The sequence below is a fragment of the Corynebacterium suedekumii genome, from assembly GCF_030252185.1.
Lineage (GTDB): Bacteria > Actinomycetota > Actinomycetes > Mycobacteriales > Mycobacteriaceae > Corynebacterium > Corynebacterium suedekumii.
In genome coordinates this window covers 1,873,287-1,895,254 of sequence record NZ_CP126970.1, presented here as the reverse complement: position 1 = coordinate 1,895,254, position 21,968 = coordinate 1,873,287, and the positions used below count along the sequence as shown (strand labels likewise).

The window sequence follows — 21,968 nt, the reverse complement described above, 5'->3', positions numbered from 1 at the left end:
TGGTGATGGCTCCATTGTGGCCCGCACGTCGCGGCCGCACCATCGGGAAAACCCCTGATTCGTCCCCTACTGGGCGCCGCCCTGTGCCGCACCCTGTTCCGTACCCTGGCCCGGGGGCGGGTCGAGGAGGATGCCGCAGAAGTCGGGGTGGCCGGGGACGTTGGTGACGTTGAGAACACCCTGCCAGAACTGGCGGAGCGGTTCGCGCTGCTCAGGCGTCATGTGGTCGAAGACGATCCGACGGACGCTCTCGACATGGTCGGGGGCGGCGGACTCGAGGCGGCGGGTGCCTTCCTCGGTGAGGGAGACCTCGACGCCGCGGGCGTCGCCTTCGCTGCGGCGCTTGGTCACCAGGCCGCGGCGTTCCATGCGGGTGATCTGGTGGGAGGTGCGGGAGCGGTCCCAGTCGAGGCCGGTGCACAGGTCGCGCAGGCGCAGGGCCTGGTCGGGGGCCTCCGAGAGCGAGACGAGGACGGCGAATTCGGAGGTGGAGAGATCGCTTCCGGCGAGCAGTGTCTCGTCGAGGACGCGGTCGATCTTGCGGGTGGCGGCGAGCATGAGGCGCCAGAACGCCTGATCGTCGTCATTGAGCCAGCGTGCTTCGGTAGCCATGTCAACAACTATAGCGCGGGGTATCCGCGTCAAGGTAATCCCCACCAATCCGATAGGTGACCGTCACCTATCCGTCCCCGGATTTTATTCACTGCCCTGACCTGCATCTTCCGCTGAAACGTCCGGAACTTTCCGTAACCTGTTGACACGTCACAAAGTTCCGCCTATTGTTGACGCCAGCAACAAACCACCGCGGCCGCCACGGCCGCGACAACTACTTAGGAGTTTCACAATGACCAACCTCAACGGCACCTGGGTCCTGGACGCTGCTCACACCGAGATTGCCTTCGTGGCCCGCCACGCCATGGTGACCAAGGTCCGCGGCAAGTTCGACGAGTTCGACGCCACCGTCACCATCGACGAGGAGAACCCGGCCAACAACTCCGCCACCGCCACCATCAAGACCGCCTCCGTCAACACCGGCAACGCCGACCGCGACGGCCACGTCCGTGGCGAGGACTTCTTCAACGTCGAGGAGTTCCCGGAGATGACCTTCACCGCCACCGGTTTCGACGCCACCGCCGGCACCGTCACCGGTGACCTGACCCTCAAGGGCATCACCAAGCCGGTCACCCTGGACGTCGAGGTCTTCGGTGTCGAGGAGGATCCGTTCGGCAACGTCCGCGCCGGTTTCGAGGCCTCCACCAAGATCAACCGCAAGGACTTCGGCGTCGACTTCCAGGCCCCGCTGGGCTCCGGCGGCGTCCTGGTCTCCGAGGAGATCAAGATCGAGATCGACGGCTCCGGCATCAAGCAGGCCTAAGCCTCTCTCCCCCAGTCGACCCCCGCCCGGTCCCTCCTCAGAGGCCGGGCGGGGGTTTTCACGTGCGCGCGGTCAGATACGCGACGGCGATCTGCACGCGGTTGCCCACCCTGAGCTTGCCCATGATCCGTGACAGATGCGTCTTTCACCGTCGGCACCGCCAGGTGCACCCTCGCCGCGATCTCCTCGTTACTCAGCCCCTCGGCCACCAGCGCCGCGATCTCCCGCTCCCGCTCGCTGAGGGCCTGCAGACTCGGGGGCACCGCCTGCGGCGCGCTTCTCGACGCCATCCCCACCAACGTCCCCAGCACCTCACCGTCCACCTGGGGTCGGCCCTGGGCGGCGTGTCGGACGGCGTCGACAAGCACCTGCGGCTTCGCCGTCTTGAGCAGGAACCCCTGCACCCCGGCCGTAAATGCCCCGAGCACGTCCGCCTCGGTGTCGAAGGCCGTGAGCATGAGCACCGCCGGCGGATCCGTCAGACCCCGGACCAGCTCCGCACCGCGGATGCCGTCGGTGCCGGGCATGCGGATGTCCATGAGGACCACGTCCGGCCGCAGGGCCTGCGCCTTCGCGTACGCCTCCGCGCCGTCGACGGCCTCGCCGACGACGCTGATCCCGCCCGTTCCGTCGAGCAGCAGGCGCAGACCCGCCCGGACCAGGGATTCGTCGTCGACGAGCAGCACTCTCACCGGGTGGTCCACGGGATCTCCAGTCGTAGTCGGAAAGGGTCGGCGTCGGTGACGGTGAGGGTGCCGCCGGCCTGTCCGGCGCGCTCGGCCAGGCCGATGAGGCCGTGTCCCTGCCCGCGCCCCGGTTGTGGATCGGGGTTGGCCGCCTCCACGACCAGCGTGCCGTCCCCCTCCCGCAGCCGCAGCGTCACCGGCTGGCCCGGCGCGTGTTTTCGGGCGTTGGTCAGCGCCTCCTGGAGGGTGCGGTGGACGGTGTGGGCGGCGAGCGTCGATACGCGGTCGGTATGGCGGGCCAGGTCGAGGGAGGCGTCGTCGATGAGCACCTCGGTGCCGGCCTGGCGGGCGGAGGCCACCAGATCCGCCACCGACGTCGCCGGATCAATGGTCCCCGACGGGTCGCGCAGGACGTGGAGGATCTGCCGCAGATCATCGGTGGCGGCCTCCGCCTGGTCCTGCAGCAGGGTGGTGGTCTGCGTGACCGCGTCCCGGTCGAGGTCGGCGCGGTAGGCCAGCGCGCCGGCGTGCAGCGAGATCAACGACAACCGGTGCGAGAGCGTGTCCTGCAGGTCACGGGCGATCCGGGACCGCTCCTCCGCCTGCACCGTCCGCAACTCCAGCTCCGCGGCGCGCTCCCGCTCCACGCGAGCTTCTCGACGCCGCCCCAGCCACACCCCGGCCGCCCCCACCACCGCAAGCACCGCGACGATGATCGCCCACGCACCGGTCGTGTCCATCCCGGACACCGCCTGCAGCCGGGCATCCCAGACCAGGGACGCCGCCCCCAGTGCGAGGCCGATGAGCATGGGGCGGATACGCAGCGTGGCCACGATCATCACCAGGGTGAGCACTGCCGCGGGCCCACCGAGCGGGGTGGCCAGGCCGGTGAGGACCACGCCGTAATCCGCCCACCGCGGTGCCGTCCGCCGGCGCAGCAGCGCCCACGCGAACAACAGCAGCGACACCACTCCCCGATCAGGCCGAACAGCAGGTAGTACGTCCGGTCCATGACAACCGATTCCGGGAGGGCGTCCAGGTCCTGCCACTCGAACACCAGCGGGTAGAAGGCCACCTGGACGATGCTGCCGAGCGCGGCGGCGACGCACCACAGTCCGACGGCGCGGCGGGTGGTCAGGGAGCTGAACAACATGACACTGACCGTACTGCCCGCCGGACGTGTTCCAGTGTCATACTTTCGTCTCTTTCTCTGCAGATCTTTGCGACGATCGACCGATACCAACCGGCTCGTCGCTCGCCGAGCATGATGGGCATGAGACAACACACCTGGAACCCCCGTCCCGTCACCGTCCGCGACACGCTCGCCGTCCTGATCTCCTTCGTGGCGATGCTCGTCGCCATGATCCTCGTCGCACTCGCCCAACGCGGCTACACCATGATCACCGACAGGCCGGCACCCACCTGGCTCGGCATCGCCCTCGGCGTCACCGCCATGGGCACGCAGGCCGGCGTGCTCGCCGCCCTCCTGCGCCGTCGCGGCTGGCGATGGGCCGACCTCGGCTTCGCTCGCCTCAGCTGCCGCGGCTGGCACCTGCTGTGGCAGATCCCGACCGTCATGATCGTCAGCCTCATTCTCATCCTGCTGGTCGCCGCCCTCCTTCCCGACCTCACCCCCGCCGACACCGCCCCCACCGACGCCGCCGCTCGGGCCTCCGGGCAGGCCTGGATGCTCACCGCGCTGCTCCTCTACCTCATCGTCGGCCCCGTCATCGAGGAAGTGGTGTTCCGTCGCCTGCTCATGGGCTGGCCTGACCGGACCGTCGGCGTGGTCCTGTCCACCCTCACCACCTCCGTCCTGTTCGGACTCATCCACCTGGTCCCGCCGGTGATGATCTGGACCGGCCTCATCGGGCTCGGCTGCGCGCTGCTGGTCCGCTGGCACCGTTCACTCTGGGCGGGCTTGGCGCTGCACATGGTGAACAATCTCATGGCGTCCGCGGGGTTGATCGCGGCGCTCCTCACCTGAGACCAGTACCGGCTGGTACTACATGCGGTACTATATTTCACATGGGCAGGAGCATCTCCGAGATCCTGACAAGAATGCAGGATTCACCAACGAACGTCCGTTTCGCTGACCTGAAGAAAGTGTGTGACCACTATTTCGACAGGCGCGGCTCAGCGACGGGCTCCCATGTCACCTACAAAACGCCCTGGGTCGGCGACCCCCGAGTGAACATTCAGAATAACAACGGCAAAGCTAAGCCCTACCAGGTCAGGCAAGTGTTATCGGCTGTGAACAAAATTCAGACCATACGCCCCGAGAAGGAGGACTGACACATGGATATCAACCGGTACACCTACCAGGTGGCCTGGTCGAACGAGGATCAGGAGTTCGTCGCCACTGTCCTTGAGTTCCCCTCGCTGTCATGGCTTGCCCCTGATCGCCAGGAAGCCGAGAACGGACTCGTCGACCTCATCGCCGAGATCGTCGCTGACCTCCAGTCAACCGGCGAACCTGTTCCCACTCCCCTGGGTGAGCGAGACTACTCCGGGAAGTTCAACGTCCGCACTTCACCGTCACTCCATCGCCGGCTGGTCTTGGCGGCCCGTTCAGAGGGAATTTCTCTCAACGCGTACATCAACCAGAAGCTGGCTTCCGCCTGATGCTGCGTCAGATCAACCTCCCCGCCGACTTGAGTTCGTCGATCGGGTACTCGGTGCGCCCCACCACCCGGTCGTAGCGCTGCGGCACGCAGGTGAGCACGATGACCTGGCTGGTCTTGCCCATCTCGGTGAACAGGGTGGCCATCAGCTGCAGGCGGGAGGGGTCGGTGGAGCCGAGGGCGTCGTCGACGACCACGGGCACCGGCACACGCCCGTCACCGGTGTCCTGGGAGACCAGGCCGGCGATGGCGAAACGGGTGAGGATGGCCAGCTGCTCCTTCGCTCCGCCGGACAGGTCCTCGAGCGGGACGGTGGCGTCGCCGATGCTGCGCCGGGTGACCTGCAGATCCTCCGAGAGTCCGAACTCGACGTCGTGGCCGAACACGGTCCGCGCGAGCCGGCTGAGCTGGTCGGCGAAGGGCTGGGCGTAGCGGGCACGGGCGGCGTCACGGTGGCGGTGCAGGGTCTCACGGAGCAGGCGGGCGGCCTCCGCCCGCCGGGTGACTGAGTCGCACCTGTGGCGGGCGGCCTCGTGGGCGGCCTCGGCCTTCTCCAGTCGTTCGGCGGCACCGGTGGCCATGTCGATACGCCCGGTGAGTTCGGCGAGCTGGTTCTCCGCCCGGGTCATCGCCGCGCGCAGGGACTCCACCCGGGCGACGGCACCGTCGTGGAGGTTGCGGGCCAGCTCGGGGTTGGCCTCGGCCACCTCGGCGTCCGCCAGTGTGACGCGTTCGGCCACCGCGTCACGGGCGGCCTGTGCCTTCTCGACGCCCGCCGCCAGCTCCGCTGCGCCCACCTTCTCCTCCGCGGCGGCGAGGCTCTTTTCCGCCGTGGCGAGCGTGGCCTCGGCGGCCTCGATCCGGGTGTTCAGTTCCGTGAGCGCGAGGGCGGCCGTCCGGTCGCGCCACGGGGTGAGGGCGGCGTCGATCCGGGAGGCCTCGGCAGAGGCGGTGTCCTGTTCCTCCTCCGCCGCACGCACGGCTGCCGCGGCCGCTGTCGGATCCAGATCCACGGAGTCGGCCGTCGCGAGTTCCGCCACGAGCCGGTCATGTTCGGCGGCGAGTGCCTCCGGGTCGCTCCCACCCAGGAGGGTGCTGCGCTGCCGGGTGAGGGTGGCCAGCTTCTCGTCGGCGTCCCGGGCGAGATCCCGGGCGGCGCGGACAGCGTCGATATCTGCGCAGTCGAGGTCCGCGAGAAGATCAGCCAGGGACTTCTCGGCGTCGGCCACCGGGTCGGTGCCGCGGGTGGATTCGGCGTAGCCGGCGACGTAACGGGCGGTGACGTCGCCGATGGTGATCTCGGTGCCGTCGGCGAGTTCGACGGCGGTCGACTCCCCGTCCACCGACACCGGTTCCCCGTTGACGGTGATCATGGTCGACGCCGTGGCGGTCAGCTGGAGTTTGGCGGCGGCCTGTTCGCGCAGGCGGCGTTGGAGGGTCACCTCTGCCGTGGCCTGCTCGACGGCCCGGACATCCGCGTCGGTGATCTGCCGCCCCGCCTGGGTCTCCCGGACGGTTCGGATCTGCTCGTTGAGCTCCGCCACCTCGGCGAGCTGCCCGGCGAGGGCGTCACGGCGGGTGATGTCCTGCGCCTGCCGCTGGGTCGCACGTGCGGCACGCAGCCCCTCCGTCGCCGAGCGCTGGCGCTCCCGGGCTGCGGCGAGCTGGTCACCGAGGCTGGTCAGCTGCGTCTTCTCCTGTTCGGCGGCGGCGGTGGCGGCCTCGAGCCCCTCGCGGCGGCGGGTGAGGTCTGCGGTGGCGAGCGAGACAGCGTCGACAAGCTGGCGGCGCTGATCCACCGCACCGCGAGCGTGGGTGACGGCCTCGTCGGCGCGGGCGAGGTCCTCGTGGAGGCGGGCGGCCTTCTCGGCGGCCTCGGCGGCTGCGCGGGCCCGGCCCGCCAGCTCCTCCGCCTCGGTGAGTGCCTCCGGCAGGTCGGCCTCGGCGCGTTGCCGATCGGCGGTGACGCGGTCGAAACGGGTGACAAAGGTGTCGAGTTCCGCGGCGAGCGAGGTCGCCTCCGCCAGCTCCGTCGAGGCGGCGTCCAGCTCCGCCTTGGCCTGGGCGAATTCGCCGGTGTCACGCCCGGTCGCGGTGTAGTAGCGGCGGTACTCGGCGTCGACGGCGGCGAGGAGACCGGAGTCCTCGGTCCCGGATTCGCCGTCGGTGCCGGCGGCGCCGTCGAGCGCGCGGGTGAGGGTGGGAATGCCCACCGCGTCGACGCTGGCGCCGAGTTCGTCCTGGCGGAGGAACAGGGTGGTGAGCAGGGCGGCGTCGAGGTGGCGCTCCTTGAGTTCCTCCAGCTTCGCCTCCGCCTGGTCGCCGGTGTAGGACTCCCGCTGCGGGGCGGTGATGGTCAGGCGGGCGGACTTGCCGCGGAACCAGGTCTTCTCGATGGTGAAGGTCACCGGGCCGAGGGTGGCGGTCAACGACACCGAGGGTGAGGCGTCCCGGTGCACGGGCTTGAGCGGCTTGGTGTGCCTGTTGCCGGCGCTGTGCTTCTGGTTGAGGACGACGTTGAGGGCGTCCATGATCGTGGACTTGCCCTGCTCGTTGTCGCCGTGGATGACGATGACCCCGGTGTCGGGCAGTTCCCTCAGTTCCAGGTGCTCGATACCGCGGACATTGTCCAGGGTCAGCGAATGGATACGCATGGCTCAGGCCTCCTTGGACAGGCGGAAGAAGAGGTTGACGGCGTCTCGGGCGGTGGGATCGGCCTCGGCGGCGTCGACCAGTTCGCCGAGGGCACCGGCGGCGAAGCCGCTGATCCCGAGGTCCGCGAGTTCCTCGGCCCCGGGTTCCAGGTGCAGGTCGGTGAGGCGTTCACGCTCGAACAGGGCCGCGAAGACGGGACGGTGTTCCGCCAGCCCGGCCTCGAGGCGGCGGGTGTCGGTCATGGTGAGGGTGCCGCGGAGCCCGTACTTGATCACGGTGCGGTCCTTGTGCGGGTAGGCGTCGAGGGTGGCCAGGAAGTCGGTGACGTCCTCGGCGGAGAGCAGTTCCCGGTCGAGGGCCTCGAAGGTCCACTCCCCGACCGCCACCTCCTCGACGTCCACGGTCACATCGGTGGCCGCGGACTTGGTCACCGTCACCACCAGGGCGTTGCCGGAGTTGGTCTCGCCGCCGCCGGCGGTGGCGTGGTCGAGGAAGTCGGTGGTCTCGGGCGCACCGGAGAACCACACGCACCCGGAGGTGCCGACCTGCCCGGCGGAGTGGGTGTCGCCGAGAGCGATGACGTCGACCGTGCCGTCCGCCACCCTCGATTCCGCGTACGCCAGGTCAATGAGGGCGAGATCGTCCTCGTTGGAGCGTGACTCGGCCTGCCCGTGGCCGACGAGCACCCGGATCCCGTCGGTGGGTTCCAGCGGCTCCAGGGCCTGGCGCACCAGGTCCGTGGTGGCGCGTTTGGCCAGCAGCGGGGCGCCGACGATCTCCACGCCCGGGGACACCGGCACCGGGGTGGAGTCACTGAGGACGTGGACCCCGTCCACCTCGATCCGCCGGAACACCGAGTCCGCCACCAGCGGATCGTGGTTGCCGGGCAGGAGGTAGACCGGCACGGGCAGGGCCCGGAGGCGCTCGAGGGCGCGGCCGGTGACCCGGTCGGACAGGGAGTTGTGTTCGAAGACGTCACCGGCGACGACGATGAAGGCGCACCCGCGCTCGGCGGCCACCTCACCGAGCCGGTCGATGGCGCGCAGGCGGGCATCGTCGAAACGGCCCTGGGCATCATCGTCGAGGAACCAGCGGGTCATGCCCAGCTGCAGGTCAGAGGTGTGCAGGAACGTCGTCGAGGTCATGTGTCATTGTCTATCACGCCACCCCGACACAGGGCGTCGTAGAGATCCTCGATGTCCGAGACCGCGCGCAGCTGTTCGACGTTGGTGTAGGAGATCGTCCGCATCGCCTTGTGCAGCAGATCGAGGTCCGAATCGTCCAGCGCCGGAGCGACCCGGGGATGGGGCAGGTCAGGGAACTGTCGCCCGGTCCAGAACAGCTCCGGGTCATCCTCGGATTCGCGGGAGGCGGACCGGGCCTGGGCCATGACGGCCGTCTCCAGGGAACCGAGGTTCATGCCGCGCAGTTCGAACAGCAGCAGAGGATCGGCGTCCATCCTGGCGGCGAGTTTCTCGGCCACCGCCACCTCGTGCTTGCACACCGGGGAGGGGTCGGGGCAGTCACACAGCAGGCGGATGTCGCCGGGGTCATCGGCGAGCAGGACGTGGAGCAGTGAATCGGAGACCTCACCCTGGCGGGCCAGGCGCAGGCCGTTGGCGGTGCGCGCCAGTTCGGCGGAGACGCCGGCGATGTCGTCGGTCGACCGGTAGGGCAGCTGGATGGTCACCTGGAAGGGCTCGTTCTGGGAGCCGGCGACCTGGGCGTGGACGCGGCCGGACAGGACCTCGAGGGAGACGACGTGCCCGGCGGCGGCGTACTGCCGGCCGCGGGTGACGCGGCCGGCATCGGCGCGGGAGAGGACGGCGTCGAGAAGCAGCTGGGCGGCCGGGGACAGGGACGCGCGGCGGCGCGGAGGCAGGGACTGGGTGGGCTTCTCGACGCGGGTCTTCGCACCGAAGTTGGCGTAGATGACGTTGTCGTCGCTGGGGCGCTGGGCCACTATTTCTCCCTCCCGCGGTAGCTCATGAGCTGGGCGAGCTGCTCGGGGCCGAGCTCGGTGATCCAGCCCTCGCCCTCGCCGATGACGGCGCCGGCGAGCTCGGTCTTGCCGTCGAGGATGTCCTGGATGGATTCCTCCAGCGTACCGGCGGTGATCATCTTGTACACGGCGACGTTGCGCTCCTGGCCGATGCGGAACGCCCGGTCGGTGGCCTGGTTCTCCACGGCCGGGTTCCACCAGCGGTCGAGGTGGACGACCATGGATGCGGCGGTGAGGTTGAGCCCGGTGCCGCCGGCCTTGAGGGAGAGGATCATCGCACGCGGGCCGTCGGGTGACTGGAAGTCGGCGACCATGCGGTCACGGCCGGTCTTGGTCACCCCGCCGTGGAGGAAGGGGATCTGCTGGCCCAGGCGGTCGGAGAGGTAGGGCACGAGGATGCCGCCGAAGGCCTTGTACTGGGTGAAGATGAGCATCCGCTGGCCGGTCTCGATGGCGTGGTCGAGCAGCCGCATGAGCTCGGCGACCTTGCCGGAGCGGTGGCGGCCCTTGACGGTGACCGCGGAGCCGTCGCCGAGGTACTGGGCGGGGTGGTTGCAGATCTGCTTGATGCGGGTGATGGTGGCCAGGACGAGGCCGCGGCGGGCCATGCCGTGACGCTGCTCGAGCTGGAGCTGGACGTCGTCGACCAGGGCCTTGTACAGGGCAGCCTGCTCGGGGGTCATCTCGACGGTGATGATCTCCTCGTTCTTCTCGGGCAGGTCGTCGATGATCGCGGTGTCCGTCTTCAGCCGGCGCAGGATGAACGGGGCGGTGAGCCGGCGCAGCCGTTCGGTCATCACCTCGTCCTGCTCCCGTTCGATGGCCTTGGCGAAGTGGTTGCGGAAGAAGCTCGTGGAACCGAGGACGCCGGGGTTGCAGAAGTCGAGGATGGAGCGCATCTCGGACAGGCGGTTCTCCACCGGGGTGCCGGTCAGGGCGATGCGGTGGCGGCTGGGCAGGGAGCGCACGGCCTTGGAGGAGCGGGTGGCGGAGTTCTTGATCGCCTGCGCCTCGTCGAGCACCACCCGGTCCCACTCGACGCCGCCGAGGTCGGCGAAGTCCCGGCCGACGACGCCGTAGCTGGTGATCATGAGGTCGGTGTGCTCGAGCGCCTCCGTCAGCGCCTCCCCGCGCAGCCGGTCCGGGCCGTGGTGGACGAGGACGCGCAGGGAGGGCACGAAACGGTGCGCCTCCTTCGCCCAGTTACCCACCACCGAGGTGGGGGCGACGACCAGGGTGGGCGCCTCGACCTGGCCGCGGTCGTGTTCGACGGCGAGCAGGGCGAGCAGCTGCAGGGTCTTGCCCAGGCCCATGTCATCGGCGAGCACCGCGCCGAGGTTGTTGCGCGACATCCAGTACAGCCAGTCGACGCCGCGGCGCTGGTAGTCCCGCAGGTCCGCGTGCACCGTGTCGGGGATGTCCACCCGGGTTGGGGCGGGGGTCTCGGTCCCGCCGAGCAGCGCGGAATGCCAGGTGGAGCCGGTGAACTCGACCGGTTCCTCCGCCATGGTCTCCAGGGCGAGCTGGCGCAGTTCGGCGAGGGTGACCTCGCCGACGTCCCCGTCACCGGAGAAGTCCCGGTTGAACTCCTCCCGGCGCTTGTCCACGTCGGCGACCAGTGCCTCCCAGCCGGGCTGCTCCAGGGCGCGGGCGCGTTCGGCCAGGGCCGCGGCCTTCTCCAGTTCCTTCCGGCGCCGCTTCCGCGACGTCGCCGCCAGCTCCGCCATGTAGCCGGTGATCTTGTTCAGCGCCCCGGCATCGGCCATGACCCACTCGCCGCGCAGGCGGATCAGCCCCGACTTGGAGTTGACCAGCTCGGTCATCTCCTCGTCGGTGAGCTCGATGTCACCGACGGACATCCGCCAGTTGTACTCGACGAGCTGGTCCAGGCCGAAGTGCTTCTTCGTCGCACCGACGGCCGCGTCGGTGACCTCGGTGGTCTCCAGCCGGGCCTTCGTCTCGTAGGTGGACCACGCCTTAGGCAGCATGACGGTGAACCCGGCGGCCTGGAGTTTGGCCACGTCCCGGCCGATGAAGTCGACGATCTCCGAGGTGGACAGATACACGTCCCAGTCCCCGGCCTCGCGGCTGGCGTAGTCGGCGAAACGGGTGCGCAGGGCAGGGTCGAGCAGGTCGGAGACTCCGGCGGCGCGGCGTTGGGCACCCCGCAGCTTCTCCACGCTGGCCCGGTCGAGCTCGTCGACCCGGATGGGTCGGGGCGAGTCGGTGCCGGAGCGCACCTGCACGCGGACCGGCCAGGTGGCGTCCTCCGGGTCGCCGGCGGTCGCGTCCGGGTCGTCGCGGGGCGGTTCCTCGACGATGAGGACCAGCTGGAGGTCGATAGCGGTGATGGACTCCTTCCAGTCATTGATCGAGCGCAGCAGCGAGGGCCCGCCGCGGCGCAGCGGCGAGGAGTTGAGCAGCGAATCCGCGAAGTCGTGCCACGGGTAGGGGCGGGTGGATTCGCCGATCTCCTCGAGCAGGGCGGAGGCGTTCCAGTGGATGAGGGTGTCCGCGATGTCCTCGAGGTCGGGGTTGTTGGCGGTGAGGATGCCGGGGGCGGCGGCGATCATCTCCGCGAGCCAGCCCCGCTCCCCCAGCCCGGAGGCCAGCTGCCACATCGGCCACCACATGCCGTCCTCGAAGACGAGCTTGGGCACCACGCGGCCGGCCTGGGCGAAACGGGTCAGGCCGGCGTTCATGCGCACCAGCCACTCCAGGTCCGGGGCGATCGAGGCCCGCTGGGCCTTCGTCGCCGCCGCCCCCGGCTCGAGCAGGAAGGCCAGCTGGTTGAGCACGGCGACGGCCTGCTCGGGGGCGAAGGCGGCGGTGGGGATGGTCAGTGTGACCTTGCGGCCCCGGGGTGTGCGGAGCTCGGTGCGGACGCGGTGGCGGAACGAGCGATCGTCGAGAAGCGTCCGGGCGCCCGGCGGGAAGGTGTTCTCCGGCGCCGAGGAGGGCAGGACGACGCGGTGGCCCTGAATCTGTTCGACCCACAGGTGGAGGCCCGAGGGCATCCATAAACCGTGCAGGAGGAAAGAAGGCATAAGGTTCTTTCTACCACCCACGCCCGACACAGCCCCCCTGCCTGCGATTTAAGGATCATTTCCGCCCCGATCCGACCACCCCGGACCATTGTTACAGCTTCGTTACATCCAGGTTCGTCGCAGGTTGCGCCATGGTTCCCCCAATCCCCGCCCCCACCGGGCGGGAAAACCCCGGATTCAATTTGGGTCGACCCTCATACCTCGTTACCGTGCGGTGGATTGAACAATTGTGCCAATTCTATGAGGAGGATCACAGGTGAGCGAAACTACCTGGTTCGTTCTGGCCATCGTCATCTATATGGGACTGATGTTGGCCATCGGCTACTGGAGCTACCGGAAGACCGACAAGTACGACGACTACGTCCTGGCCGACCGCGGCCTCAACCCGTTCGTGGCCGCCATGTCCGCCGGCGCGTCCGACATGTCGGGCTGGCTGCTCATGGGCCTGCCCGGTGCGCTCTTCCTCACCGGCATGTCCGAACTGTGGATCGCCATCGGCCTGCTCGTCGGCGCCTGGGCGAACTGGAAGTGGGTCGCACCACGACTGCGCTCCTACACGGAGATCTCCAACAACTCGATCACGCTGCCCAGCTTCTTCGAGAACCGGCTGCGTGACCGTTCCCGTGCGCTGCGCGTCATCGCGTCGATCATCATCATCTTCTTCTTCACCTTCTACGTCTCCTCCGGCATGGTCTCCGGCGGCCGCTACTTCGAGGCGACCTTCGGTGGCGAGTACCTCACCGGCATGCTCATCGTCGCGGCCGTGACCGTGGCCTACACCTTCATCGGCGGCTTCCTGGCCGTGTCCTACACCGACGCCGTGCAGGGCATGATCATGTTCGCCTCCCTGATCATCGTGCCGGTCATGGCACTGATCGCCCTGGACAACCCGTCCGACATCTGGTCCTGGGCCGCCAACAACGACTACGGCCCCTACACCGACGGTGTGGGCAACCCGACCTACTTCAACATGATCGCCGGCGTGTCCGCCGCCGCCATCATCGGCAACCTGGCCTGGGGCTTCGGCTACTTCGGCCAGCCGCACATCCTCGTCCGCTTCATGGCGCTGCGCACCCCCGCCGAGGCCAAGCAGGGCCGCTGGATCGGCGTCGGCTGGATGTTCCTGTGCATCCTCGGCGCCACTTTCACCGCGATCATCGGCACCGTGTTCTTCTCCCAGAACCCGGACATCGCCGTCACCGACCGTGAAGCCTTCGAGACCATCTTCCTCGACATGGGCCGCATCCTGTTCCACCCGCTCATCGCCGGCCTCGTGCTCACCGCCGTCCTCGCCGCGATCATGTCCACCATGTCCTCGCAGCTGCTGGTCGTGTCCTCCTCCCTCATCGAGGACCTGTACAAGATCGTGGCCAAGAAGCTGCCGAACGAGAACGTCCTGATCAACCTGTCGCGCACCGCCGTCGTCGTGGTCGCCGTCATCGCCGGCATCCTGGCCGTCAATCCCTCCGACACCATCCTGGGGCTGGTCGGCTTCGCCTGGGCGGGCTTCGGCTCCGCCTTCGGCCCGATCGTCCTGGCCTCGCTGTACTGGAAGCGTCTCAACGCTCCGGGCGCGATCGCCGGCATGATCACCGGTGCCGTCACCGTGTTCGTCTGGGGCAACTTCTTCAGCGACATCATCTACGAGATGGTCCCGGGCTTCATCCTGGCCACCCTCGTCATGGTCGCCGTCACCCTCGCCACCTCCAAGCCCAAGCCGGAGGTCACCGAGGAGTTCGACCAGGCCGCGAAGCTCGCCCGGGTCACCGCCAAGAACGAGGACACCGACTTCGAGACCGCCGCCGTCAAGGTCGAGCGCGGCGAGGTCTAACCTTTTTCTCCGGTTCCCCGGGAACCTCGAGGGCCTCCATTCAGTCCAACTGGATGTGAGGCCCTTTCTCTTTGTCCTGATCCTGGCCACCCTGTGGCTGCTCCTCCCCCGCGGCTGGCCCGAAGACATCCCGCCGGTCACGGAAGTCCCCCAACGCGCCCGCGTCCTCGGCTACGACCGCACCGAATTCGGCGCCGGCTGGTCCCCCGCCGACGCCTGCACCGTCCGCGAGGCCGTGCTCCTCTCGCTTATCGACGCCGCCGTGCTCACCCCCGGCTGCACCGTCACCGGCGGCACCGTCACCGACCCCTACACCGGGACCGTCCTGACCGCCGACGATGCTCTGGAGATCGACCACGTCCTGCCCCTGTCAGCCGCCTGGGACCTCGGGGCGCACGCCTGGCCGGCGTCGAGGCGGGAAGAATTCGCCAACGACCCGCTCAACCTCCTCGTCGTCGCCGCCCCGGTTAACCGCGCCAAATCCGACCTCCTGCCGTCCGAATGGCTGCCACCCGAACGCGGATCCCGCTGCGCCTACGCCCAACGCCTCGGTGCCGTGGCCGTGGCCTACGACCTCCCGCTGCCCGCCGAGGACATCGCCGTGATGACCAGGGTTTGTCGACACCGTGTCGAATAGACCTTCGGCCTGTCTATAGATAGGGTGGTCGATGGACAATTTGCCCGAACAGCCCTGAAAGGCTCTCCCCCTTGAACACGATTCTCATCGTCCTCCACGTGCTGGCCGCCGTGCTCTTCATCGGCCCCGCCACCGTCGCCACCTCCCTGTTCCCCAGCCAGGCCGCCAAGGCCCACGCCGGTGACGCCAAGGCCGCCGGTGCCGCCACCGTCCTGCACAAGGTTTCCAGCCTCTACGGCGTCCTCGCCGCCATCGTCCCGCTGCTCGGTGTGGCCATCATGTTCACCAACAGCGCCTACTGGTCCCAGGGCCAGTTCCACATCGCCATCACCCTCGCCGTCATCGCCTGGATCATCCTCCTGCTGCTGGTCATCCCCCGCCAGAAGAAGATGATGGGCTCCCTCGGCCTCCTCGATGCCGGCGACTACGACCCGGAGAACGACCGCCTCGACGACACCAAGTGGTCCAAGACCAAGTCCCAGCTCTCCATGTTCAGCGGCATCTTCGCCCTGCTGTGGGTCATCATGCTGGTCCTGATGTACCTGTAAAGGTTTCCCAGAGTTGTGAACCCCGCTGACCGACGACGCCGTCGGTCAGCGGGGTTCAGTGATTCTTCGGGCCCGGGTCACTTCTACGGAGCGAAACGACCCGTGACCTCCGGGGTCGTTGACTCCTCAGCCTCCGGGGCCTCGATGGCCTCCTGAGTGGCAGGACCGATGTCGGGATCCGTGGCCTGCGGGAGCTCCAGTTCCTGGAACGTCTCCACGCACACTGCTGAGCGCTTGTCCTCCGACGTGGTGAACAGCGCATCCAGCGGCCGCGACCCCCGAGCCGGCACCACCCGGTCAACGACCTCCCGCTCCGCCTCCTCCAGCAACTGATCCATGTAGACGATGAGGTCCTCGCCCTCATCACGGGACGGGAACGCCCGCCCCCGCGAATCGACCTTCCCCACCACACCGGCCAGCGTGACCCGCTCGAACCCGTACCTCAGCTTCCGCAACAGGCACCGGACATCATCATCAACCGCATCCGACGACGCCCGGCGCACGAGATCCAGGCCCTCCCAGGCATAGAACCGAATCTCCTCCTCCAGCACGTACGTGCGCTGCAGACGATGCCGCATCCGCGCCGAGTGCAGCACCAGCTCAGAAAATGCCTCTCGCTGTTGAGTCCGCAGCTTCCGGTCATGGGCTTCCTGTCCGGCCCGGGTCGTCGCCCGGGCCCCGACCAGTGCGCCGACCGCCGAGCCCACGACGACGGCGACAATGAAGAGAAAGAGAGAGGCGTCCATGTATAGATATGGTAGTTCACGTGTCTACATATGGTTGACAGAATCCCCCGTCGGCTGACGCGACACCGAAATCCGGCCGGTGAACTGCATTCGACTCCGTTTTCCCGGTAATTCGGCGCGTATCTGCCAGGTTTCGGAGCTGTTCGCCGGTGCCAGCGTCTTCTAATCCGATCACCGTCCCCGTAGTACCGGGATGTTCGCTGGGACCATGTCGCCTTCAGGGGCATTCGAGGAGGGGCATCAATTGAGAAGCCTGGCTCCGCTACCCGATGAATACCCTTTCTCGAATGCCCGAACTGGACTACCCCGGTCCTCATGCCCCGAACTGGAGCCCGGAAGACCTAGCCTGGAGGGCCCACACACAAGACCCCCACTCCCCGACAACGTCGGAGAATGGGGGTCTCAGGGTGCTACAGGCTAGTCGCGCCAGCCGCCTCGGCCGCCGCGATCGTCACGGTCACGACCGCGGAAACCGCCACGGTCGCCCCGGTCATCGCGGTCCCGACCACGGTAACCACCGCGGTCACCACGGTCGTCACGGCCACGGAAGCCGCCTCGGCCGCCGCGATCATCGCGGTCACGGCCGCCGCGGAAACCACCACGGCCACCACGGTCGTCGCGCTCGAAGCGGCGCGGCGGGCGTCCGCCGGCGTCGGGCTCGATGTTGATGAGCTGGCCGGAGATGCGGGTGTCGGACAGGCGGTCCAGGACGGACTTGTCCATGTCCTTGGGCAGCTCGACCAGGGTGTGGTCGACGGCGATGGTGATGCGGCCGAAGTCCTTGGAGGTCAGGCCGCCTTCGTTGGCCAGGGCGCCGACGATGGCGCCCGGGCGGACGTTCTGTCGCTTGCCCACCGCGAGGCGGTAGGTGGCGAAGTCGCCGTCGCGGTCGAAGCGGGAGCCGCCGCCGCGCGGGCCACGGTCGTCGCGGTCGAAACGGCCACCACGATCGCCTCGGTCACCACGGTCACGGTCGTTGCGCTCACGGCGACGCTCCGGCGGGGGCTCCTTCATCAGGAAGTCGTTGCCGGCCTGGGCCTGGGAGGCCAGAGCTGCGGCGACGTCCTCGACGGGGACGTCGTGCTCTTCGGCGTAGGACTTGATCATGCCGCGGAACAGGTCGATCTGCTTCGACTCGAGGGCCTCGGTGATGGAGTCCATGAACTTGGCCTTGCGGGCCTCGTTGACGTCATCGACCGAGGGCAGTTCCATCTCGGTGAGCGGGGCGTTAGTGGCACGCTCGATGGCACGCAGCATGCGGCGCTCACGCGGGGTGACGAAGAGGATCGCCTCACCGGTACGCCCTGCGCGGCCGGTGCGGCCGATGCGGTGGACGTAGGACTCGGTGTCGTTCGGGATGTCGAAGTTGAACACGTGGCTGATGCGCTCGACGTCGAGGCCGCGGGCGGCGACGTCGGTCGCGACCAGGATGTCCAGTCGGCCGTCCTTGAGCTGGTCGACGGTGCGTTCACGCTGGTTCTGCGCGATGTCGCCGTTGATGGCGGCGGCGGAGAATCCGCGGGCGCGCAGCTTCTCGGCGATCTCCTCGGTCTCGTGCTTGGTGCGCACGAAGACGATCATGGCCTCGAACTCGGTGACCTCGAGGATGCGGGTGATGGCGTCGAGCTTGTTGCGGTGCGCGACGTTGAGGAAGCGCTGCGTGATGTTGGTGTTGGTGCGGGTCTCGGACTTGACCGAGATCTCCTGCGGGTCGTTGAGGTACTGCTTGGAGATCTTGCGGATGCCGTTGGGCATCGTCGCCGAGAACAGGGCGACCTGCTTCTCGTCCGGGGTGTCCTCGAGGATGCGCTCGACATCCTCCTGGAAGCCCATGTTGAGCATCTCGTCGGCCTCGTCGAGGACGAGGAAACGCAGACGGGAGATGTCGAGGGAGCCCTTGGCCAGGTGGTCGATGACACGACCCGGGGTGCCCACGATGATCTGGGCGCCGCGGCGCAGGCCGGACAGCTGGATGCCGTAGGCCTGTCCGCCGTAGATCGGCAGGACGCTGATCTTGCCCAGGTGGTCCGCGAAGGATTGGAAGGAGTCGGCGACCTGGAGCGCGAGCTCACGGGTCGGCGCGAGAACCAGCGCCTGCGGGGAGCGGTCCTCGAGGTCGATGCGGGCGAGAATCGGCAGCGCGAAGGCTGCGGTCTTGCCGGTACCGGTCTGGGCGAGGCCGACGACGTCGTTACCCTCCATCAGGACCGGGATGGTCTGTGCCTGGATCGCGGAGGGGGTCTCGTAACCCACCTTCTTCACCGCTGCGAGGACGTTGTCCGGCAGGCCGAGGGCGGCGAAACCGTTGCCGTCCGCCTTCTCGGTGGACGCGTCTTCTGAGGCGTGGTTGTCAGTGTTGTCTTTAGTGTCCGGGACATCCGTCTCGGAGCCGGTGGTCTCAGAAGTATCCGCGTCCCCGGTGTTCTGCTCCTGGACCGGTGCCTCGGGATCAACAATGTCCTCGATGGTCAGCGGTTCCACAGGAGTGGAAGCAGCCTGCGCTGCATCACCTTGCGGGTTTTCCTGATTTTCCGACGTGCTTAGGTCATCCGGCTCATTCACGCCGCCGGTGGCGTTATCGGTGTTGCTCATTGCTGGACCAGCCTACGCCAACCTGAGGCGAATCACCATTTCATTAAGGGTGTTCTGGCACTCACCGCTTATCGACGCCCACCTGCGTCACCGCAGCGCACACCCTCAGGCATCCGCCCCTGCGGGCGGATGATGCTTCGCCATGACCACGAAGTCCTCCGTCTCAAACCCCAGCCGCTCATCGAACCCGATGACCTTCGTGTTGTCCGTCCGGACCTGCAACTTGATCTTGTGTGCTCCCTGCCCGACCAGCCACTCCTCACATCAGAGCTCGTTCGCCGGCGGCCTGATCCGTTTCGACATCATGATCACCGGCTCCACCCGGAACCCGATCCGCTCGTAGAAGGCCTGCACGCCCTCATTCCCCTGGCGGATGAGCAGCTGCATCTTCACCGCGCCCAGGTTCTCCAGCCAGTCGAACGCGGCGTCCATGATCTCCTCGCCCAGGCCACGGCCCCGCCGACCCGGGTCGACCGCGACGTAGAACACCCAGCCGCGGTGCCCCTCATACCCCACCATCGCGGAGGCGATGATGTCGTTACCGTCAAGGCCGACCAGGACCGTGGAGGTGGGGTTGTCCATCGCCATGCGGATGTCGGCGTACGGGTCGTTCCACGGGGCCAGGAGGTTGGATACCCGCCACAGTTCAACGACCTCGTCGTGCCGGTCCGCGGGGAGATCGATGATTCTCATACGCCCGAGGCTACGTGTGTGGGGAGCAGTCCCCATTCTGCTGGTCACCCCGGCTGGCCTGGACTTACTGTGAATTCGAACAGCCAGCGAGCACCCAACAGAAAGCCGAGGACCACACCATGAACACCCCGAACAACGGCCCCGCCAACCCGCAGCCCGAGTACGACTGGGGTCAGCCCCGGCAGACGCCACAGCAGCCCGCGCACCCGAGGACCGACTTCGGGGCCAAGTTCGAGGAGATCAGCCATAAGGTGGGCACCGGCGCCCGGAAGGCCGGCGCGCAGGCCCGGGCATCGGTGGAGCAGACCCGCCGGAACCTGGACACCCCGGACAATCGCGCGAAACTGCACTCCACCGCCCAGTCGGCGGGCGGTGCGCTGAAGAATCCGGTGCTGCCCGCCATCGTGTACGCCGCAGTCGCGATCCTCAGCCTCATCGCCGCGTTCTTCCCGTGGTTCACCATGCGGGTCTCCTCGCAGATGAACGTGGATCTCGGCTTCCTCGGCGGGACCTCCGGGTCACAGGTGATCGAGGGGAAGATCAACGGCTTCGGTCTGGGCGAGATGACCGCCACCACCACCAGTTCCACCACCGTGTTCGGCGCCAGTGAGCAGGGGCCGAGCGACGCCTGGAGTGAGAACATCACCAGTCTCGGCGTCATGGGTGTCACCGTCGCCGTGATCCTCCTGCTCGTCATTGCCGCGCTGCTCGCTTTCCGGGGTTCCCGCCTGGTCGGTGGCGTCCTCGCCGTCGTCGCCGGAGTCGGCTACTTCATCGGGCTGCTGGTCTACTCCGGTGGCCGCGTCTGGGACAGCCTGGAGGAACTCTCCCTCGCCGGTGGTCAGATTGATCAGTACGGCACGGTGAGCAACGCCATCTCCACCGATGACAGTGGTCTGGTCACCATGGTCATGGTCCTGGCCTTCGTCACCACCGCGGTGGGCATCTGGCAGATCATCGCCGCCCGCACGTCCCCCGCCACCGTGGCCCAGGGCTACCCGCAGCAGCGCCCCACGCGATAACTCCACGCCTCACCGCCGGCGCCTGACCATGAGTCAGGTGTCGGCGGTTGTGGGCGCTGTCCCCAATCCGGGTGGTCCGTTCCGGGCCGGTCCGTACCGTGGACCCATGAGCGACTCACATCTGTTCAAGAGCACTCTGCCCGAATCCTGGACCGGCCGCGTCGACGGGCCCAACCCCGATCACGCCCTCTGGTCCACCACGGTCCGTCCGATGGATGATCCCGCGAGTGTGGATCCCGGAGTGGCCCTCATCGGTTTCGCCTCCGACGAGGGCATCACCCGGAACTACGGTCGCGCCGGCGCCGCGGACGGCCCCGACGCCATCCGCACCTCCCTCGGCTTCATGTCCGTCCACGACGAACGCCCGCGTTACGACGCCGGCACCATCACCGTGGACGGCCACGATCTGGAGGGCGCGCAGGACACGCTTGCCGACGCCGTCTCCACCATCGCCAAGGCAGGCCACCTCCCCGTCGTCCTCGGCGGCGGCCACGAGGCCGCCTGGGGTTCCTACCGCGGGTTGCATGAGGAAACGGGTGGCGACGCCTCCTCCATCGCCATCATCAACCTCGATGCCCACCTCGACCTCCGCCAGGCTGAGCCCTGCAACAACGGCACCCCCTTCCGCCAGGTCTCCGAGCTGGCAGGTGACGACTTCAACTACTCCGTCCTCGGTGTCTCCCCCACCGACAACACGAAGTTCCTCTTCGACTCCGCCCGCGAACGCGGCGTGAACATCACCACCGACGACCAGCTCTCCGAACTCTCCCCCACCGAGGCCGCCGACCTCGCGGTGAAGGTGACCGACGGCCGGGACCGCATCCATCTGAGCATCGACCTCGACGTCCTCCACGCAGCCGTCTGCCCGGGCGTGACCTCTCCGGCCTCTGTCGGCGTACCGCTGGCCAACATCCGCGCCATCTGCACCGCTCTCGCGAAGACGGGCCGACTCGCACTTGTCGACGTCGTCGAACTGAGCCCTCCGCTGGACGTGGACAAGCGGACTGCCCGGGTCGCGTCGAGGTTGGTTGAGGAGATCACCGCAGCGCACGCCACGGCATAGCCGTTACTGTATGGGCGTGAAGAAGAGGATCGAAGTTGTCGGAGCAGTCTTTACCCGTGGAGATCGAGTGCTCGGGGCTCGCCGCGGACCTGGCCGCGCCCTTCCTGGAATGTGGGAATTTCCCGGAGGGAAGGTTGAGTCCGGTGAGTCAGCAGAAGCGGCCCTCATTCGTGAACTTCACGAAGAACTCCGCTGCGACGCCACCGTCGGTGACTTCATTACCACCACCGAGTACGAATACGACTTCGGGACCGTAGTTCTATCCACGTACTTCTGCACCATAGTGTCCGGTGAACCCCAGCTCACTGAACACCAAGAGTTGCGCTGGATCCCGGTCCACGACCTCGGCCAAGTGGAGTGGGCCCCTGCTGATATCCCAGCGGTGGAAGAAATTCAACGGGTCATGCAATAGGCACGGCCGCGTTGTTGAACGGCTACCCTTCACAC

General features: G+C 67.7%; 21 protein-coding genes. 10 read left to right on the top strand and 11 right to left on the bottom strand.

The genetic code is table 11. The features are described from left to right. Positions 1-66 precede the first annotated feature (66 nt). Complete coding sequence (locus QP029_RS09520) at positions 67-612, bottom strand: MarR family winged helix-turn-helix transcriptional regulator (protein WP_284874081.1); 546 nt, start codon at positions 610-612, stop codon at positions 67-69. A 232-nt stretch (positions 613-844) separates the two neighbouring features. Here QP029_RS09520 and QP029_RS09515 point away from each other — a divergent pair, with 232 nt between their 5' ends. Then, positions 845-1,375 carry a YceI family protein gene (locus QP029_RS09515; protein WP_284874080.1) on the top strand — a complete coding sequence of 177 codons (531 nt, stop codon included), beginning with the start codon at positions 845-847 and terminating at the stop codon, positions 1,373-1,375. On the opposite strand, the gene QP029_RS09510 is transcribed toward QP029_RS09515, so the two are convergent. From QP029_RS09510 to QP029_RS09500, 3 genes are read right to left on the bottom strand one after another with little or no spacing between them, the layout of a single operon-like run. Continuing rightward, on the bottom strand, positions 1,372-2,067 hold the full coding sequence (locus QP029_RS09510) for a response regulator transcription factor (protein WP_284874079.1): 696 nt from the start codon (positions 2,065-2,067) through the stop codon (positions 1,372-1,374). The genes QP029_RS09515 and QP029_RS09510 overlap by 4 nt on opposite strands. Continuing rightward, positions 2,064-2,960: a sensor histidine kinase gene (locus QP029_RS09505; protein ID WP_284874078.1), complete on the bottom strand. Its 897-nt coding sequence runs from the start codon at positions 2,958-2,960 to the stop codon at positions 2,064-2,066. The genes QP029_RS09510 and QP029_RS09505 overlap by 4 nt, the downstream gene beginning before the upstream one ends. Next, positions 2,900-3,214 (bottom strand): hypothetical protein, encoded by a 315-nt coding sequence (locus QP029_RS09500; RefSeq protein ID WP_284874077.1) that lies wholly within the window; start codon positions 3,212-3,214, stop codon positions 2,900-2,902. The genes QP029_RS09505 and QP029_RS09500 overlap by 61 nt, the downstream gene beginning before the upstream one ends. A gap of 120 nt (positions 3,215-3,334) precedes the next feature. Here QP029_RS09500 and QP029_RS09495 point away from each other — a divergent pair, with 120 nt between their 5' ends. The 3 genes from QP029_RS09495 to QP029_RS09485 are packed head-to-tail and all read left to right on the top strand — an operon-like array spanning position 3,335 to position 4,686. Further along, positions 3,335-4,048, top strand: coding sequence for a CPBP family intramembrane glutamic endopeptidase (locus QP029_RS09495; RefSeq protein WP_284874076.1), 714 nt, complete (start codon positions 3,335-3,337; stop codon positions 4,046-4,048). Between the two features lie 41 nt (positions 4,049-4,089). Beyond that, positions 4,090-4,356 carry a toxin HicA gene (locus QP029_RS09490; protein WP_284874075.1) on the top strand — a complete coding sequence of 89 codons (267 nt, stop codon included), beginning with the start codon at positions 4,090-4,092 and terminating at the stop codon, positions 4,354-4,356. Positions 4,357-4,359: 3 nt separating this feature from the next. Then, positions 4,360-4,686, top strand: a complete 327-nt coding sequence (locus tag QP029_RS09485; protein ID WP_284874074.1) for a type II toxin-antitoxin system HicB family antitoxin — start codon at positions 4,360-4,362, stop codon at positions 4,684-4,686. 7 nt (positions 4,687-4,693) lie between these two features. Here the strand turns inward: QP029_RS09485 and QP029_RS09480 are convergent, their stop codons facing one another. Genes QP029_RS09480 through QP029_RS09465 form a run of 4 tightly spaced genes read right to left on the bottom strand, consistent with a single transcriptional unit; the run spans position 4,694 to position 12,389 of the window. Beyond that, positions 4,694-7,339 carry an AAA family ATPase gene (locus QP029_RS09480; RefSeq protein ID WP_284874073.1) on the bottom strand — a complete coding sequence of 882 codons (2,646 nt, stop codon included), beginning with the start codon at positions 7,337-7,339 and terminating at the stop codon, positions 4,694-4,696. 3 nt (positions 7,340-7,342) lie between these two features. Next, positions 7,343-8,485, bottom strand: coding sequence for a metallophosphoesterase family protein (locus tag QP029_RS09475; protein ID WP_284874072.1), 1,143 nt, complete (start codon positions 8,483-8,485; stop codon positions 7,343-7,345). Further along, positions 8,482-9,306 (bottom strand): SWIM zinc finger family protein, encoded by an 825-nt coding sequence (locus QP029_RS09470; RefSeq protein ID WP_284876216.1) that lies wholly within the window; start codon positions 9,304-9,306, stop codon positions 8,482-8,484. The genes QP029_RS09475 and QP029_RS09470 overlap by 4 nt, the downstream gene beginning before the upstream one ends. Beyond that, entirely contained in the window at positions 9,303-12,389 is a 3,087-nt protein-coding gene (locus QP029_RS09465) for a DEAD/DEAH box helicase (protein ID WP_284874071.1), read from the bottom strand. Before QP029_RS09465 ends, QP029_RS09470 begins: the two co-directional genes overlap by 4 nt. Before the next feature lie 256 nt (positions 12,390-12,645). Here QP029_RS09465 and putP point away from each other — a divergent pair, with 256 nt between their 5' ends. From putP to QP029_RS09450, 3 genes are all read left to right on the top strand, one after another. Continuing rightward, positions 12,646-14,220, top strand: coding sequence for a sodium/proline symporter PutP (gene putP, locus QP029_RS09460; protein WP_284874070.1), 1,575 nt, complete (start codon positions 12,646-12,648; stop codon positions 14,218-14,220). 55 nt (positions 14,221-14,275) lie between these two features. After that, complete coding sequence (locus QP029_RS09455; protein ID WP_284874069.1) at positions 14,276-14,857, top strand: HNH endonuclease family protein; 582 nt, start codon at positions 14,276-14,278, stop codon at positions 14,855-14,857. A gap of 71 nt (positions 14,858-14,928) precedes the next feature. Then, positions 14,929-15,405: a DUF2269 domain-containing protein gene (locus QP029_RS09450; protein WP_284874068.1), complete on the top strand. Its 477-nt coding sequence runs from the start codon at positions 14,929-14,931 to the stop codon at positions 15,403-15,405. An 83-nt stretch (positions 15,406-15,488) separates the two neighbouring features. Here QP029_RS09450 and QP029_RS09445 read toward each other — a convergent pair whose 3' ends face one another. From QP029_RS09445 to QP029_RS09435, 3 genes are all read right to left on the bottom strand, one after another. Continuing rightward, entirely contained in the window at positions 15,489-16,151 is a 663-nt protein-coding gene (locus tag QP029_RS09445; protein ID WP_284874067.1) for a hypothetical protein, read from the bottom strand. A gap of 417 nt (positions 16,152-16,568) precedes the next feature. Next, positions 16,569-18,743 carry a DEAD/DEAH box helicase gene (locus tag QP029_RS09440; protein WP_284874066.1) on the bottom strand — a complete coding sequence of 725 codons (2,175 nt, stop codon included), beginning with the start codon at positions 18,741-18,743 and terminating at the stop codon, positions 16,569-16,571. Between the two features lie 264 nt (positions 18,744-19,007). Next, a complete protein-coding gene (locus QP029_RS09435; RefSeq protein ID WP_284874065.1) occupies positions 19,008-19,436 on the bottom strand; it encodes a GNAT family acetyltransferase in 429 nt (142 codons plus the stop codon). 119 nt (positions 19,437-19,555) lie between these two features. Between QP029_RS09435 and QP029_RS09430 the strand changes: the two genes are divergently transcribed. The 3 genes from QP029_RS09430 (at position 19,556) to QP029_RS09420 (ending at position 21,933) form a co-directional block, all read left to right on the top strand. Further along, on the top strand, positions 19,556-20,458 hold the full coding sequence (locus QP029_RS09430) for a hypothetical protein (RefSeq protein WP_284874064.1): 903 nt from the start codon (positions 19,556-19,558) through the stop codon (positions 20,456-20,458). Between the two features lie 106 nt (positions 20,459-20,564). Continuing rightward, positions 20,565-21,521, top strand: coding sequence for a formimidoylglutamase (gene hutG / locus QP029_RS09425; RefSeq protein ID WP_284874063.1), 957 nt, complete (start codon positions 20,565-20,567; stop codon positions 21,519-21,521). Between the two features lie 16 nt (positions 21,522-21,537). Continuing rightward, the gene (locus tag QP029_RS09420; protein WP_284874062.1) at positions 21,538-21,933 is read left to right on the top strand and encodes a (deoxy)nucleoside triphosphate pyrophosphohydrolase; all 396 of its coding nucleotides are present in this window, start codon (positions 21,538-21,540) and stop codon (positions 21,931-21,933) included. Positions 21,934-21,968 lie beyond the last annotated feature (35 nt).

Excerpts from the sequence above, each read along its gene's own strand:
- QP029_RS09520 (WP_284874081.1), bottom strand. The coding sequence starts at position 612 with ATGGCTACCGAAGCACGCTGGCTCAATGACGACGATCAGGCGTTCTGG.
- QP029_RS09515 (WP_284874080.1), top strand. The coding sequence starts at position 845 with ATGACCAACCTCAACGGCACCTGGGTCCTGGACGCTGCTCACACCGAG.
- QP029_RS09500 (WP_284874077.1), bottom strand. The coding sequence starts at position 3,214 with ATGTTGTTCAGCTCCCTGACCACCCGCCGCGCCGTCGGACTGTGGTGC.
- QP029_RS09495 (WP_284874076.1), top strand. The coding sequence starts at position 3,335 with ATGAGACAACACACCTGGAACCCCCGTCCCGTCACCGTCCGCGACACG.
- QP029_RS09490 (WP_284874075.1), top strand. The coding sequence starts at position 4,090 with ATGGGCAGGAGCATCTCCGAGATCCTGACAAGAATGCAGGATTCACCA.
- QP029_RS09485 (WP_284874074.1), top strand. The coding sequence starts at position 4,360 with ATGGATATCAACCGGTACACCTACCAGGTGGCCTGGTCGAACGAGGAT.
- QP029_RS09480 (WP_284874073.1), bottom strand. The coding sequence starts at position 7,339 with ATGCGTATCCATTCGCTGACCCTGGACAATGTCCGCGGTATCGAGCAC.
- QP029_RS09475 (WP_284874072.1), bottom strand. The coding sequence starts at position 8,485 with ATGACCTCGACGACGTTCCTGCACACCTCTGACCTGCAGCTGGGCATG.
- QP029_RS09465 (WP_284874071.1), bottom strand. The coding sequence starts at position 12,389 with ATGCCTTCTTTCCTCCTGCACGGTTTATGGATGCCCTCGGGCCTCCAC.
- QP029_RS09445 (WP_284874067.1), bottom strand. The coding sequence starts at position 16,151 with ATGGACGCCTCTCTCTTTCTCTTCATTGTCGCCGTCGTCGTGGGCTCG.
- QP029_RS09440 (WP_284874066.1), bottom strand. The coding sequence starts at position 18,743 with ATGAGCAACACCGATAACGCCACCGGCGGCGTGAATGAGCCGGATGAC.
- QP029_RS09435 (WP_284874065.1), bottom strand. The coding sequence starts at position 19,436 with ATGAGAATCATCGATCTCCCCGCGGACCGGCACGACGAGGTCGTTGAA.
- QP029_RS09430 (WP_284874064.1), top strand. The coding sequence starts at position 19,556 with ATGAACACCCCGAACAACGGCCCCGCCAACCCGCAGCCCGAGTACGAC.
- hutG (WP_284874063.1), top strand. The coding sequence starts at position 20,565 with ATGAGCGACTCACATCTGTTCAAGAGCACTCTGCCCGAATCCTGGACC.